This is a genomic window from Pseudarthrobacter sp. NPDC055928 (assembly GCF_042270935.1).
In the GTDB taxonomy this organism is placed as follows: domain Bacteria; phylum Actinomycetota; class Actinomycetes; order Actinomycetales; family Micrococcaceae; genus Arthrobacter.
This window is the reverse complement of record NZ_JBHJZH010000003.1, coordinates 129,776-144,066: the sequence shown is the minus strand read 5'-3', so window position 1 is coordinate 144,066 and position 14,291 is coordinate 129,776. Positions and strand designations below refer to the sequence as shown.

Below are 14,291 nucleotides of genomic sequence, written 5' to 3'. Positions count from 1 at the left end.
TCCGCACCACCTTTAGAGTTATGGAACTTGCAAGAGAGCGCTCTCTCAGCCCCAAGGCAATTCCCCCACAAAGGAGTGACCGTGAAATTCTCACGACGAAATACCGCTGCCGCGATAGCGGGAGCAGCAGCCCTGGCCATGATCGCCACAGGCTGCGGAAGCAGTGCAGACCAGGCGGGCAGTTCGGAGAAGACTGTTGAACTGACGGTCACCACATTTGGAACCTTCGGCTACAACGACCTCTATGGCGAGTACGAGCAGGCGAATCCCGGAGTAAAGATCAAGGCCACGAACATTGACCGCGGGTCAAATGCCCGCACCGATGCCTTCACCAAACTGGCGGCAGGATCCGGGCTCAGCGACGTAGTGGCCATCGAGGAGGGCTGGCTGGGCTCCATCATGGAGGTCTCCGACCAATTCGTGGACCTCAACGAACACGGCGCCGCGGACATCAAGGCCAACTGGGTGGACTGGAAATACAAGCAGGGCACTGACCCCGAGGGCCGCGTTATTGGCTACGGCACTGACATCGGACCGCAGGGACTCTGCTACAACGGCAAGCTCTTTGAAGCAGCAGGCCTGCCCAGCGACCGCGAATCCGTGGCGAAGCTCTTCGGCGGACAGGACGCCACCTGGGAAAAGTACTTCGAACTCGGGAAGCAGTACAAGGAAGCCACCGGCAAGGCCTGGTATGACCAGTCCGGCTTCGTCTGGAACTCCATGGTGAACCAGATGGAGGAGGGCTACTACACCAAGGACGGCGAACTCAACATCGACGGCAACGCGGAAATGAAGGACAAATTCGAGATGCTGGCGGCCGGAACTGCGGCGGGACTCTCGGCCAACCAAACCCAGTGGGACTGGGGAAACGGGAAGGCCTTCGTTGACGGGTCCTTCGCCACCTTCGTCTGCCCCGGCTGGATGCTCGGTACCATCAAGGGCCAACTCGAATCCGCAGGCGGCGGCGCCGACAGCGGCTGGGATTTCGCAGATGTTTTCCCAGGTGGTGCCTCCAACTGGGGCGGTGCCTTCCTCTCCGTGCCCAAGACCTCGGAACACCCTGCAGAGGCCGCCAAGCTGGCCGCTTGGCTCACCGCCCCCGAGCAGCAGGTCAAGCAGTCCGCCGCCGCCAACAACTTCCCCAGCACGCTCAAGGCCCAGGAAAAGCTGGTCCAGGACGCCACACCCAACGTGCTCTTCAACAACGCCCCCACGGGCGCCATCCTGGCAAACCGGGCCAAGGGCGTCGTAGCCCAGTTCAAGGGCCCGGACGATTCGGTCATCCAGGAAAACGTGTTCGGTCCGGCGCTGAAGAGCCTCGACGCCGGAACCGCTGACGCGGACAAGGCCTGGACTGAAGCCCTGCGCCTCCTCAACGACCTGGTCGTCAACAACTAACCCGCTGTGGGGCCTCCCGGCTGGGAGGCCCCCCGATGAAGCGCGAGACCCCATGACAACCACCTTGAACCGATCCGCCAAGCCGGCCGCAGTCAAATCCAAACCCACCTTCAAACAGCGACTGAGTATCTTCGACGTCAAAGCCTCGCCCTACTTCTACGTTGCGCCGTTCTTTATCCTGTTCGCCCTCGTAGGACTCTTCCCGCTGGTCTACACGTTTTTTGTCAGCCTCTTCGACTGGCACCTGCTCAAAGGGCAGGGGCAGTTCGTGGGGCTGGAGAACTTCGCTGAGGTCCTGCAGGACCGCTTCTTCTGGAATTCCCTCGTCAACACGGTGAGCATCTTCCTGCTCTCCTCAGTCCCGCAACTGGCCGTGGCCCTTTTCCTGGCTGCGGTGCTGGACCAGAACCTCCGGGCCAAGACTTTTTGGCGCATGAGCATCCTGCTGCCCTACATCGTGACGCCAGTAGCGGTGGCCATGATCTTCACCAACATGTTCGGCGAGCAGTACGGCCTGATCAACAACATCCTGGGGAACTTCGGCCTTGACCCGGTGATGTGGAAAAACGAGACCATCCCCAGCCACATCGCCATCGCCACCATGGTCAACTGGCGCTGGACAGGCTACAACGCCCTGATCCTGCTGGCCGCGATGCAGGCCGTCCCGCGGGACCTGTACGAATCTGCCGCCCTCGATGGTGCAGGTGCCGTCCGCCGGTTCTTCAGCATCACACTGCCCAGCATCAGGCCCACCATGGTTTTCGTGGTCATTACGGCAACCATCGGAGGCCTCCAGATTTTCACGGAGCCCAGGTTGTTCGATCCGGCCACCGCCGGCGGGTCACAGCGCCAGTTCCAGACCACCGTCCTGTACCTGTGGGAGATGGCCTTCCAGCGCCAGAACTTTGGGAAAGCCTCAACCATCGCCTGGCTGCTCTTCCTGATCATCGTCCTGTTCGGCCTGGTCAACTACTTGATCTCACGCCGGATCGCCACAGCGGATGCCGCCCGGCCATCCCGAGCCGCCCGGAGGACAACCGCCGCCCGGAAGCGTGCTGAAAGGACTACCCAATGACCATCATGGACCACGCAAAACCCGGATCTGCGAGGCCCGCTTCCGGCAGCGCCTCTTCGCCCGGCTCCGCGCCGCCGAGGCCGGCCACCCTGCGCAAACGCATCTTCGGCACCGGCGAACGCCCCGGCTTCCTCAGCTACGGGCTGCTGCTGGCCTTCCTGCTCTCGTCCGCCTACCCGCTGTGGTGGTCCGTAGTGATCGGCAGCAGGTCCAACGAAGCCCTGGGAGAAGCCTGGCCGCCGCTGCTGCCCGGCGGGAACTTCTGGACAAACGTGGGCGAAGTCTTCGACACCGTTCCGTTCTGGCTGGCACTCGGAAACAGTGTCCTGATTTCCGGAATCATCACCATCTCTGTGGTCGGCTTTTCCACCCTCGCCGGCTACGCCTTCGCCAAGCTGCGGTTTCGGGGCCGGAACGGCCTCATGCTGATGGTCGTTGCCACCATGGCCATCCCCACGCAACTGGGCATCATCCCGCTCTTTATGGTCATGCGGACCCTTGGCTGGACCGGCGAGATCGGCGCCGTCGTTGTGCCCACCCTGGTTACTGCTTTTGGTGTCTTTTTCATGCGGCAATACCTGGTGGACGTCATCCCGGATGAGCTCATCGAATCGGCCCGCATGGACGGGGCCAACATGATCTCCACGTTTTGGCACGTGGCCATCCCGGCGGCCCGCCCGGCCATGGCCATCCTGGGCCTGTTCACCTTTATGACGGCCTGGACGGACTTCCTCTGGCCGCTCCTGGTGCTAGACGCCGGCAACCCCACGCTGCAGACCGCACTCAGCCAACTGCAATCTGCCCGTTACGTGGACTACTCCGTGGTCCTGGCAGGCGCGGTTCTGGCCACCCTGCCGCTGCTGGTGCTGTTTGTGCTGGCAGGAAAACAACTTATTTCAGGAATCATGCAAGGAGCAGTGAAGGGCTAATGCCACATTCGACGTACTCACGGCAGTGGCCGGAAGGATTCATCTGGGGATCCGCGACGGCGGCGGCTCAGATTGAGGGGGCCAGCCACCAAGGCGGCAAGGAGGACTCCGTGTGGGACCACTTTGCGCGGATCCCCGGTGCCATCGCCCAGGGCGACACCCTGGAACACGCCGTTGACCACTACCACCGGATGCCGCAGGACGTTCAGCTCATGAAGGAACTGGGGTTGGACTCCTACCGCTTTTCCACCAGTTGGGCGCGGGTGCGGCCAGGAGACAAGGCCGTCAACCAGGAGGGCCTGGATTTCTACTCCCGGCTGGTGGACGAACTGCTGGAGGCCGGGATCCTGCCATGGCTGACCCTGTACCACTGGGATCTGCCACAAGCCCTGGAGGAGACGGGTGGCTGGGCAAACAGGGACACGGCCTACCGGTTCGTCGACTACGCCAACGACGTCTACACGGCGCTCGGCGACCGCGTCCAGCACTGGACCACTTTCAACGAGCCCTTCTGCTCCTCGCTGCTGGGCTACGCTTCGGGGGTCCACGCCCCCGGGCGCCAGGAACCGCGCGCTGCAATATCGGCCGTGCACCACCAGCACCTTGCCCACGGCCTCGCCGTCAATGCCCTGCGGCAACGCGGCGCCCAGAACCTCGGGATCACGCTCAACCTAAGCAACTCCATTCCGCGGGACCCGCAGGACGCCATCGACTTGGACGCAGCCCGGCGCTTCGATTCGTTGCAGAACCGGATCTTCCTCGACCCCATCCTGCGCGGAAGCTACCCGGAAGACACCTTGAATGACCTCGCGCCGTTCGGCCTGCCGGACCTTATCCTTCCCGGGGACCTGGAAGCCATTAGTGCGCCGCTGGAGTTCCTCGGAGTCAACCATTACCACGATGACCTCATCAGCGGGCATGCTGATGAGGCGGGAAGCGACGGCCACTCCGGCGGGGCCGAACGCGTTGCTGCTTCGCCGTGGGTGGGGTCCGAGGACATCGCCTTTCCCAGCCGCGGCCTTCCGCGGACTGCGATGAACTGGGAAGTGAACCCGGATGGACTGCGGAAACTCCTGGTCCGCCTCGGTGAGGAATACCCCACCCTGCCGCCGCTGTACATCACCGAAAACGGTGCCGCCTACGAGGACACCGTAAGCCCGGACGGCGGCGTTCACGACGCGGAGCGAACCGGCTTCATCCTTGACCACATAGCCGCCGTAGGAGAGGCAATGGACCAGGGTGCCGACGTCCGCGGCTACTTCGTTTGGTCGCTGTTGGACAACTTCGAGTGGTCCTGGGGGTACGGCAAGCGCTTCGGGATAGTCCGTGTGGATTACGGAACCTTTGAGCGCACCGTCAAGGACAGCGGCCTGGCCTATGCCCGGTTGATCGCTGCCGCAAAACGGAACGTCGCACGGCTGCCCGCGTCATTGCCTGCCTAAACTGGAGTCCCGGGCGGAAGCCCGCTTAACCTCACGGAGCGAAGAAGTGAAGCAAGATCAACGCGGAAGCCGGCCGGCGCCCACCCTGGAAATGGTGGCTGCGCTGGCGGGCGTGTCCCGCGCTACGGTCTCGCGCGTGGTCAATGACGTGCCCAGCGTGGACGAGGACATTGCCGCGAAGGTCCGCCAAGCCATCCTCGCCGTGAACTACACGCCCAACCGCGCGGCCCGGTCCCTTGCCAGCCGGAAACCCAACTCAGTGACCCTGATCGTGCCGGAGTCCACGTCCAAGGTCTTCGCCGACCCGTTCTTCGCCTCCGTGGTCCAAGGCGTGGCGTTGTATCTCGCAGACACCGACTACACCCTCAACATGGTCATTGCCTCCGAAGCGAAGCCGGAAAAGACCCGGGCTTTCCTGCTCGGCGGCAATGTTGCGGGTGCGCTGGTGGTCTCCCACCATGCCGGGGACCGCTCCTGGGCACACGTCAGCGACCACATCCCCATGGTGTTCGCGGGCAGGCCGCTGGGCGAGGGCGGAAGCTACTACGTGGACGTGAACAATGAGGCAGCCGCCGAAGGTGCTACCCGCCTGCTGATCCAGGGCGGACGTACGCATATCGCTACGATCGCCGGACCGCAGGACATGCCGCCCGGCGTCGACCGGATCAACGGCTGGAGGAAGGCCCTGGAGGCGTCCGGCCTGGACGACTCCCTGGCGGAATATGGCGATTTCACCCTCGCTTCCGGCGCCAAGGCCATGCGCCGGCTCCTTGAACGCGGCAAACCCATCGACGGACTTTTCGTGGCCAACGACCAAATGGCCGCCGGGGCCTACACCGTCCTCCAGGAGCGCGGGATAAGGATTCCCGACGACGTTGCGGTAGTGGGGTTCGACGACGACTCGTTTGCCACATCCGTGAACCCCCAACTGACAACCGTGCATCACCCCATCATCGAAATGGGCAAGAAGATGGCCGAGATCCTGGTCGACCTGATCGAAGGAAAACCCACGGACCGGGTCACCCAGATCCCTACGTCCCTGGTGATTCGTGATTCGGCCTCTTAACTGGGGCGTGGTGGCCACCGGACGGATCGCCCACCGCGTCACCCGCGACCTCGCCCTCCTGGAAAACACTGTCCTGCATGCAGTGAGCTCGCGCAGCCCGGCCGCTGCGAAGGAGTTCGCCGGGCAGTACGGCTTCGCGGCTAGCTACCATGACGGGCCTGTCGGCAAAGGTTACGATCTGCTCTTCGGCGATCCTTTGGTGGATGTGGTCTACATCGCCACGCCGCACGCCCAACACTTTGAGGTTGCCAAAGCTGCGCTGGAAGCCGGAAAACACGTCCTGTGCGAGAAGCCCCTCACAGTCAATGCCAGGGAAGCCCGCGATCTGGCACAGCTGGCGGGGGAGCGGAAACTGTTCTTGATGGAGGCAGTGTGGACCCGGTTCCTTCCGGCGACCCTGCGGGCCCTGGAAGTGGTCCGAGGCAGGGAAATCGGCGCTGTCCGGTGGGTTCAGGCCGACCTGGGTTTCGCGGCCACCTATGACCCAAACAGCCGGCTTTTTGATCCGGCGGCCGGCGGCGGCGCCCTCCTGGACCTCACTGTCTATCCGCTGACGTGGGCCGTCAGCGTGCTCGGATTTCCCACGAAGGTCACCGCGGCGGGCTTGCTGAACCATGACGGGATAGACCTCCAGAACACGGTGACCCTTGAGTACCCGGACGGCGCCACTGCCCAGCTGGTTTCCTCGTTGCAGTCCAGCAGCCCCGGCACCGTCACCATCAGTGGCACGCAGGGCTGGCTACGCACCGGCTCACCCCTCTACCGCCCGCGCAGGGTCGAATACCAAGGCGCTGACGGCGTGGTCCACGTCGAGGAGTTCCCGGAGGAGGCCGAAGGCTTCATCCACGAGCTGAGGGAAGCTGCCCGGTGCATTCGAGCGGGTCTTCTGGAGAGTCCCCTGATGCCTTGGGACGAAAGCGTGCGGATCATGGGGCTTCTGGACAGTGTCAGGGACCAGTTGGGCGTGCACTACGCCAACGACCGCTAAAGCCCTGGCAGGACGTCCCGTGCTTCGCGTGAATCCATCCCCGTAGCCTCCAGCAGGTCCACCATCAGCGGCCGGAACAACATGACCACGGTCTCGCCCTCCAGCCGCTGCACTTCCAGAAGTTTCGGGTGCAGGCGCAGGGCGATCTCGCTCAGGTCCTGCCGGGCGGTGCGCAGGTGGGCGCGGCGGGCGCCGTCGTGCGTTTCCGCCAGGCCGAGCGACAGCTCATCAATAGCGGCAGCGGTGTCCTGCAGTACCCCGGCGATGTTGTCAGTAGCCTCATCCGAGAGTGCGGCGTGGTTGATGGCGCTGGTCAGCCGGCGCGCAAAAACGCGGCTGTTACGCAGGGCGAGGTCGATGAAGTCCAGTGACTGCTTCAGCCGGTCCAGCTCGTCGCGGTGGCGGCGGTAAGCGGGCGAAAGCGTGGCCACCTCCCCTGAAGCGCGCAGGGAATGGCGCATCGCGTCCACCAGCGGCTGGCAGTTCCGGCCGCGGATCAGCGCATGCCAGGCCTGGGTGGAGTCGCTGTTCGTCAGCGCGGTGGCGCATTCCCGCAGCACTTCCGCCAGTTCATGGAGCAGGTTCTGGACATCCTTGCGGGGCTCCCGGCGCGGATCCTTGGGCACGAGGATGGTCACCAGCAGCGCGAACAGACCGCCGATGATGGCGTCGATGCTGCGCGTGAACGGCCCGCCGGCCGGCGCCGGCAGCAGCACCACCAGCAGCGATTGCAGGCCCAGTTGCGTCGTGAAGATGTTGCCGCTGTCCAGGAAGCGTGCCAGCAGGATGGAGACAAGGAGTACGACGGCGGCAACCCAGATTTCGCCGCCCAGCCAGTGCAGGAGCAGATCACCCACCGCAATGCCGATGGTGCAGCCCAGCCCCACCTCCACCACCCTGCGCAGCCGTGGCTCCCGGGAGAAGCCCAACGCAATCAGCGAAGATGTCGCCGCGAACAGCGGACCAGAGTGCCCCAGCACGTACTCTGCGAACGCATAGGCCCCCACGGCACAGCCGGTCATCTGAATAGCGGGGAACAGTGAGTTGCGGCTACGGATCAGGCCGGTGCGGATGCGGCCGCGCAGGAATCGCCCGCTTGCTGAGAGTCCCGCAGAAATGGCCATGCGTTCAAGTCTATTCACCGGCGGTGCACTACGGCCGGACATGTGATCTGCGCAATGGTGACGCTGCACATGTAAGCCAATATCCCGCCGTCGTTAATTTCCCGTTCACTTTGGACAGCCCATCCCGTTACCTGCGGCCCATAACTTCAATGAAGGTACAGAACGTACGCATCGCGCTGCAGGGCGTCTCCGGCCCTGCCCGCAACTGAATAACCCTGGAAGGGGTACATCTAGTGAAGGCTCTCCGCTTCGGCCGCCACGCGGCTATCGCTGTTATTGCAGCCGGCGCACTCGCGCTCACCGCCTGCGGTTCAGACCAGGTCACGGGCGCAGCGCCCGCTGGCAGCCAGTCCGCCGGCCCCAAGGTCACCGGCACGCTCACCGGTATCGGCTCCTCGGCGCAAGGCGCAGCCATGGATGCCTGGAAGACCGCATTTGCTGCTGCCAACCAGGGCGCAACTGTGCAGTACTCCCCGGACGGTTCCGGCGCAGGCCGCAAGGCACTCCTGGACGGTTCGGCCCAGTTCGGCGGTTCGGACGCCTACCTGAAGGATGAGGAATACGCATCCTCCAAGACCATCTGCGGCCCGGACGGCGCGCTGAACATCCCGGTCTACATTTCTCCGATCGCCATTGCCTTCAACCTCCCGGGCATCACCGAACTCAAGCTCGACGCTGCCACGGTGGCCAAGATCTTCCGTGGCGAAATCGCCACTTGGAACGACCCCGCCATCGCGGCCCTGAACGAAGGCGTCAGCCTCCCGGACCTGAAGGTCACCCCGGTGAACCGCTCTGACGACTCCGGCACCACCACCAACTTCACGGACTACCTGGCAGCAGCTGCTCCCGAGGTCTGGACTGAAAAGGCCGCTGGCATCTGGCCGGCAACCCTGCAGGGCGAGAACGCCAAGGGCACCTCCGGCGTGGTCAAGACCGTTACCGACACCCCGGGCGCCGTGACCTACGCGGATGACTCTGCCGTCAGCGGCAAGCTCGGTGTTGCCCAGATCAAGGTTGGCGGGTCCTTCACTAAGATCTCCGCCGACGCCGCCGCCAAGGCAGTTGACGCTGGCAAGGCCGTCGAAGGCCGCTCGGCCAACGATCTGTCCATCAAGCTGGACCGCAAGACCAGCATCGAAGGCGCCTACCCGATCGTCCTGGTTTCCTTCCACGTTGTCTGCTCCACCTATGACAAGCAGGAAACCGTAGACCTGGTCAAGGCTTTCGAGAACTACGTTGTCTCTGAGGAGGGTCAGCAGGCTGCCGCCGATTCCGCCAAGTCCGCGCCGCTCTCTTCGGCCCTCGCCGAGAAGGCCACGAAGGCCATTGAAAGCATCAAGGTCAAGTCCTAGCACCTGCCCTGACTGAGTTCCCCGCCACGCCGAGAGGCGGGGCGGGGTACTCGGCTTTGTAACCCCATCGCTTCACGCTTCCCAAGCACCACCTCAACCGAAGGGTCGGGAATGACCGTCACCTCCCTGAAAAGCTCCCAGGGCGCAGGCCGCGCCGGGGACAAGATCTTTTCCGGAGCAACCCTGGCCGCAGGGTGCCTGATCCTTGCCGTCCTGTTCGGCGTTGCGCTGTTCCTTGTGGTGCAGGCAATCCCTGCGCTCACCGCACCGGCCGCCGAGATCCAGGGCGGAGAGGGATTCTTTTCCTACATCTGGCCCATCGTGATCGGCACCCTGATCGCCGCTGCCATCGCGCTGGTGATCGCCACTCCCATCTCCATCGGCGTGGCACTTTTCATCTCGCACTTCGCACCGCGCCGGCTGGCCTCCGGGCTGGGCTACGTCATCGACCTGCTGGCTGCCATCCCCTCCGTGGTCTACGGTGCCTGGGGCGCTGCCTTCCTGGCCAAGGAAATCTCACCGGCCTACAACTGGCTCGCGGACAACATGGGCTGGCTGCCCATCTTCCAGGGGCCGGCGTCCGCCACCGGCAAGACCATCCTCACCGCCGGCATCGTGCTGTCCGTCATGGTCCTGCCCATCATCACGTCCCTGAGCCGCGAGATCTTCCTGCAGACCCCCAAGCTCCACGAGGAAGCGGCATTGGCCCTGGGCGCGACGCGCTGGGAAATGATCAAGATGGCCGTGCTGCCCTTTGCCCGCCCCGGGATCATCAGTGCCATCATGCTGGGCCTGGGCCGCGCCCTCGGCGAAACCATGGCCGTTGCCCTGGTCCTTTCCTCCGGCGCCCTGACCGCGAGCCTGATCCAGTCCGGCAACCAGACCATCGCAGCCGAGATCGCCCTGAACTTCCCCGAAGCCAGCGGGCTCAAGGTCAGCACCCTCATCGCCGCAGGCCTGGTCCTGTTCGTGATCACCCTGGGCGTGAACATGATCGCCCGCTGGATCATCACCCGGCACAAAGAATTCTCGGGAGCCAACTAAATGACCTCCACCCTTACCCCGGTCCGTAAGCGCTCAGCGCTCACCAAAGGCCAGCTGCCGAAGTACGCACCCTACGTGGTGCTGGCCCTTGCCCTGGTGGCCGGTGCCGCCATCCTCGCCCTGATCGGCTTCAACGCCTTCGGCTGGGGCATCGTCTCAGCCATCCTGTTCGCCGCCGGCCTGGTGGGCTGGAGCGCTGCCGTCGAAGGATCCCGCAAGGCGAAGGACAAACTGGCCACGTGCCTGGTGGTGGGCTCGTTCCTGATCGCCCTGTTGCCCCTGATCTCCGTCATCTGGACCGTACTGGCCAACGGCATCCCCGGCATCATCACGCCCGGGTTCCTCGGCAGCTCCATGAACGGCGTCACCGGCGTCTATGACAACCGGGCCGTCGAAGAAGGCGCTCCAGTGCTGGGCGGCATCTACCACGCGCTGCTGGGCACCGTGCAGATCACCATTTTGGCCACCATCATCTCCGTGCCTGTTGGCCTGCTCACCGCCATCTACCTGGTGGAGTACGGCAACGACGGCCGGCTGGCCCGGGCCATCACTTTCTTCGTGGACGTGATGACCGGTATCCCGTCCATCGTTGCGGGCCTCTTCGCCGCGGCATTCTTCTTCGCCGTGGTGGGGCCGGGCACTAAGACCGGTGCCGTGGCCGCCGTCGCGCTTTCCGTCCTGATGATTCCCGTGGTGGTGCGATCCAGCGAGGAAATGCTGAAGATCGTGCCCAACGAGCTGCGCGAAGCGGCCTACGCCCTGGGCGTGCGCAAGTGGCGCACCATCCTCAAGGTGGTCATTCCGACGGCGATCTCCGGCATCGCGTCCGGCGTCACCCTTGCCATCGCCCGCGTCATCGGTGAGACGGCACCCATCCTGGTCACCGCCGGCTTCGCCACGAGCATCAATGGCAACGTGTTCGGCGGCTGGATGGCCTCGCTGCCCACGTTCATTTACACCCAGATCCTGAACCCCACCTCACCGGCCAACCCGGACCCGTCCTCGCAGCGGGCCTGGGGCGCGGCCCTGGTGCTGATCCTCCTGGTGATGCTGCTGAACCTCGGCGCCCGGCTCATCGCCAGGGTGTTCGCCCCCAAGACCGGCCGCTAGGCCGCATAAACTTATTCCGTACCCCAGCAAGTGAAGGAACACCATGTCTAAGCGCATCGACGTCAAGGACCTGAACGTCTACTACGGCAATTTTCTCGCCGTGGAAGACGTCAGCATCAACATCGAAGCCAAGTCCGTCACGGCGTTCATCGGCCCCTCGGGCTGCGGAAAGTCTACGTTCCTGCGGACCCTGAACCGCATGCACGAGGTCCTCCCGGGCGCCCGGGTGGAAGGCGAAGTCCTTCTCGATGGGGACAACCTCTACGGCCCCGGTGTCGACCCCGTGACCGTGCGCTCCCAGATCGGCATGGTGTTCCAGCGGCCCAACCCGTTCCCCACCATGTCCATCCGCGACAACGTGCTGGCCGGCGTGAAGCTGAACAACCAGAAGATCTCCAAGGGCGAGGCCGATGCCCTGGTGGAGCGCTCACTGCAGGGAGCCAACCTCTGGAACGAGGTCAAGGACCGGCTGGAGAAGCCGGGCTCCGGCCTCTCCGGCGGCCAGCAGCAGCGCCTGTGCATCGCCCGCGCCATTGCCGTGGAGCCGCAGGTGATCCTCATGGATGAGCCGTGCTCCGCCCTGGACCCGATCTCCACCCTGGCCATTGAGGACCTCATCAACGAGCTCAAGGACCAGTACACCGTGGTGATCGTGACCCACAACATGCAGCAGGCCGCACGCGTCTCGGACAAGACGGCGTTCTTCAACATTGCAGGGACGGGCAAGCCGGGCAAGCTGATCGAATTCGGCAACACCCACACGATCTTCAGCAACCCCACGGTGAAGGCCACGGAAGACTACGTCTCCGGCCGCTTCGGGTAGTCCCCAGCCGCTCCCCAGGTTCGCAAGGCCGCCCGGGGACCCCTGCGGCTGTGGGCCCACCATCGATTGCTCCACTGGCCGCCCTTTTGACGCCCCAAAAGGGCGGCCACGGAGCAATCGATGCCATATGCAGGAAGCCCCGGACCACAACTGGTCCGGGGCTTCTTTGCAATCGGGGCGGCGTCTAAGGGCCTAGGAGTCAGCCAGCGGTGACAGCGCCAGCGCCAGGATAAAGGCACCGGCCGCCGTCGCAGCCGGCGTCAGCACCCACAGCGCGAGGATCCGGATCACCAGTTTCCGGTTGGTGACGGAGAAGTGCTGGTTCTCGCCGGCGCCCAGCACACCAGCAGTCACGGTGTGCGTGGTGGACACAGGCCAGTGCAGCCCGATGGCCCCCACAAACAGGATCGCTGCACTGAAGATCTGCGCCACGGAACCCCGCAGCGGGTCAATCCGCGTGATTTTGTAGCCGATGGTGTGGGAGATGCGCCAGCCGCCGAAGAGTGTTCCCGCTGAGATCATCACGGCGGAAAGGAGTGCCACCCACACGGGGATGGTGCCGCCGTCGGCATAGCCGCTGGCCAGCAGGGCGAGCAGGAGGACTGCGCTGACGCGTTGCCCGTCCTGCAGGCCGTGGCCAAAGGCGACGGCGCCGGCCGCGATGGCTTGGCTGCGGCGGAAGCGGGTGTTGATGACGTTGGGCTGGGCGTAGCGTGCCGCCCAGGTGGCCGGGTAGACCAGGAGGAAGGCTCCACTGTAGGCAACCAGCGGGGAGAGCAGCAGTGGCAGGACCACTTGGAAAAGGAGCGACTGGTCCACGCCGCCCACCGCGCCGCCGCCCACTGCAAGGCTGGCAAGGCCGGCACCGGCGAGTCCGCCCACGAGCGCATGCGTGGAGGAGGACGGTATTCCACGCCACCACATCAGGATGCCCCAGCCGCAGGCGCTCGCCAGCCCGGCAACCAGGATGCTGAGCCCGTTGGCGCCGCCGGGGAGCGTGATCCAGTGCTGGCTCACGGCCACTGCCAGGCTTGCACTGAGCAAGGCGCCGAGGAAGTTGAAGAAGGCCGCCAGCAGGACGGCGACGCTGGGAGTGAGTGCCCGTGTGCGGACAGTGAGTGCCACGGAGTTGGAGACGTCGCGGAAGCCGTTGAGGAAAGCAAACGCCGCAGTCAGCAGCACCACCGCGGCGAAGATGGCTGCGGTCACCTCAGGATTCCTTGACGATGATGCTGCCCACCTGGGTGGCGATGCGCCGCATGTCCTTGGTGACTTCAACGAGCTGGTTGGCGATGTCCCGGTTGCGGGAATACTGAGCCCACTTCATGTCTGAAATCATGTCCGCCACCCAGACGCGGTGAGTGCGTTCGGCACGCTTGGCCAGCCGCAGTATTTCGATCCAGTAGTCCTCTAGGTCATCAAGGTTGTTCAGCCGGCGCATGGCGTCCACCGTCAGCTCGGCCTGGCGGCTGATGATTTCCAACTGGTCCGCAGCCCGCTTGGGGAGGCGCTCCAGCTTGTACAGGGCCACCAGTTCCGCGGCGGCGTCGAGCTTCTCGATGGCCTCGTTGAGGTAGCGGGACAGCGCGTACATGTCCTCCCGGGGGAGGGGGTTCACAAAGCTGGTGCGCATGTGGGTGAGCAGGGCGAAATGCAGTTCGGCGGACTTGGCCTCGTGGTTGTGCATGTCCTCCACGAGTTTGCCGTGCTCGGCTGCGGGGACGCCCAGGATCTCGGCGAGCGTGGCGGTGGCCAGTACGATCTGGCGTGCCATCTCTGAAAGGAGGTTCAGCCCGGCGGGCTCCTGGGGAAAAAGGCGCAGCTTCACGTGGGTACCGTCTCCGGGAAATGTACTGGGATGGGGAAGCCGGCTTTGTGACTTGACCGCAGCCCGCAACTGACCATTACTCTACCGGGCGGTTACGGGGCGCTGAAAAAAT

The 14,291-nt window shown here is 64.3% G+C and carries 13 protein-coding genes; 10 read left to right on the top strand and 3 right to left on the bottom strand.

Annotation, left to right across the window (positions count from 1 at the left end):
- Positions 1-138: 138 nt before the first annotated feature.
- From ACFC25_RS05895 to ACFC25_RS05870, 6 genes are read left to right on the top strand one after another with little or no spacing between them, the layout of a single operon-like run.
- Positions 139-1,398, top strand: coding sequence for an ABC transporter substrate-binding protein (locus ACFC25_RS05895; RefSeq protein ID WP_376044548.1), 1,260 nt, complete (start codon positions 139-141; stop codon positions 1,396-1,398).
- A gap of 52 nt (positions 1,399-1,450) precedes the next feature.
- On the top strand, positions 1,451-2,473 hold the full coding sequence (locus tag ACFC25_RS05890) for a carbohydrate ABC transporter permease (protein ID WP_376044450.1): 1,023 nt from the start codon (positions 1,451-1,453) through the stop codon (positions 2,471-2,473).
- A gap of 5 nt (positions 2,474-2,478) precedes the next feature.
- A complete protein-coding gene (locus ACFC25_RS05885) occupies positions 2,479-3,402 on the top strand; it encodes a carbohydrate ABC transporter permease (RefSeq protein WP_376044547.1) in 924 nt (307 codons plus the stop codon).
- The gene (locus ACFC25_RS05880) at positions 3,402-4,844 is read left to right on the top strand and encodes a GH1 family beta-glucosidase (RefSeq protein ID WP_376044449.1); all 1,443 of its coding nucleotides are present in this window, start codon (positions 3,402-3,404) and stop codon (positions 4,842-4,844) included. The genes ACFC25_RS05885 and ACFC25_RS05880 overlap by 1 nt, the downstream gene beginning before the upstream one ends.
- A 46-nt stretch (positions 4,845-4,890) precedes the next feature.
- Positions 4,891-5,910 carry a LacI family DNA-binding transcriptional regulator gene (locus ACFC25_RS05875; RefSeq protein ID WP_376044448.1) on the top strand — a complete coding sequence of 340 codons (1,020 nt, stop codon included), beginning with the start codon at positions 4,891-4,893 and terminating at the stop codon, positions 5,908-5,910.
- A complete protein-coding gene (locus ACFC25_RS05870) occupies positions 5,894-6,898 on the top strand; it encodes a Gfo/Idh/MocA family protein (protein ID WP_376044447.1) in 1,005 nt (334 codons plus the stop codon). The genes ACFC25_RS05875 and ACFC25_RS05870 overlap by 17 nt, the downstream gene beginning before the upstream one ends.
- Here ACFC25_RS05870 and ACFC25_RS05865 read toward each other — a convergent pair.
- Positions 6,895-8,022 carry an FUSC family protein gene (locus ACFC25_RS05865; protein WP_337345494.1) on the bottom strand — a complete coding sequence of 376 codons (1,128 nt, stop codon included), beginning with the start codon at positions 8,020-8,022 and terminating at the stop codon, positions 6,895-6,897. The two genes, ACFC25_RS05870 and ACFC25_RS05865, sit on opposite strands and share 4 nt — an antisense overlap.
- Positions 8,023-8,255: 233 nt before the next feature.
- Between ACFC25_RS05865 and pstS the strand changes: the two genes are divergently transcribed.
- The 4 genes from pstS (at position 8,256) to pstB (ending at position 12,351) form a co-directional block, all read left to right on the top strand.
- Positions 8,256-9,374: a phosphate ABC transporter substrate-binding protein PstS gene (gene pstS / locus ACFC25_RS05860; protein ID WP_376044446.1), complete on the top strand. Its 1,119-nt coding sequence runs from the start codon at positions 8,256-8,258 to the stop codon at positions 9,372-9,374.
- 111 nt (positions 9,375-9,485) lie between these two features.
- Positions 9,486-10,418, top strand: a complete 933-nt coding sequence (pstC, locus tag ACFC25_RS05855) for a phosphate ABC transporter permease subunit PstC (protein WP_376044445.1) — start codon at positions 9,486-9,488, stop codon at positions 10,416-10,418.
- Complete coding sequence (gene pstA / locus ACFC25_RS05850; RefSeq protein ID WP_337345497.1) at positions 10,419-11,528, top strand: phosphate ABC transporter permease PstA; 1,110 nt, start codon at positions 10,419-10,421, stop codon at positions 11,526-11,528.
- 43 nt (positions 11,529-11,571) lie between these two features.
- Positions 11,572-12,351, top strand: a complete 780-nt coding sequence (gene pstB, locus ACFC25_RS05845) for a phosphate ABC transporter ATP-binding protein PstB (RefSeq protein ID WP_337345498.1) — start codon at positions 11,572-11,574, stop codon at positions 12,349-12,351.
- 192 nt (positions 12,352-12,543) lie between these two features.
- Here pstB and ACFC25_RS05840 read toward each other — a convergent pair whose 3' ends face one another.
- Complete coding sequence (locus tag ACFC25_RS05840) at positions 12,544-13,560, bottom strand: inorganic phosphate transporter (RefSeq protein ID WP_337350691.1); 1,017 nt, start codon at positions 13,558-13,560, stop codon at positions 12,544-12,546.
- A 1-nt stretch (position 13,561) separates the two neighbouring features.
- Entirely contained in the window at positions 13,562-14,179 is a 618-nt protein-coding gene (locus tag ACFC25_RS05835) for a nuclease PIN (RefSeq protein ID WP_337345500.1), read from the bottom strand.
- Positions 14,180-14,291: the final 112 nt, after the last annotated feature.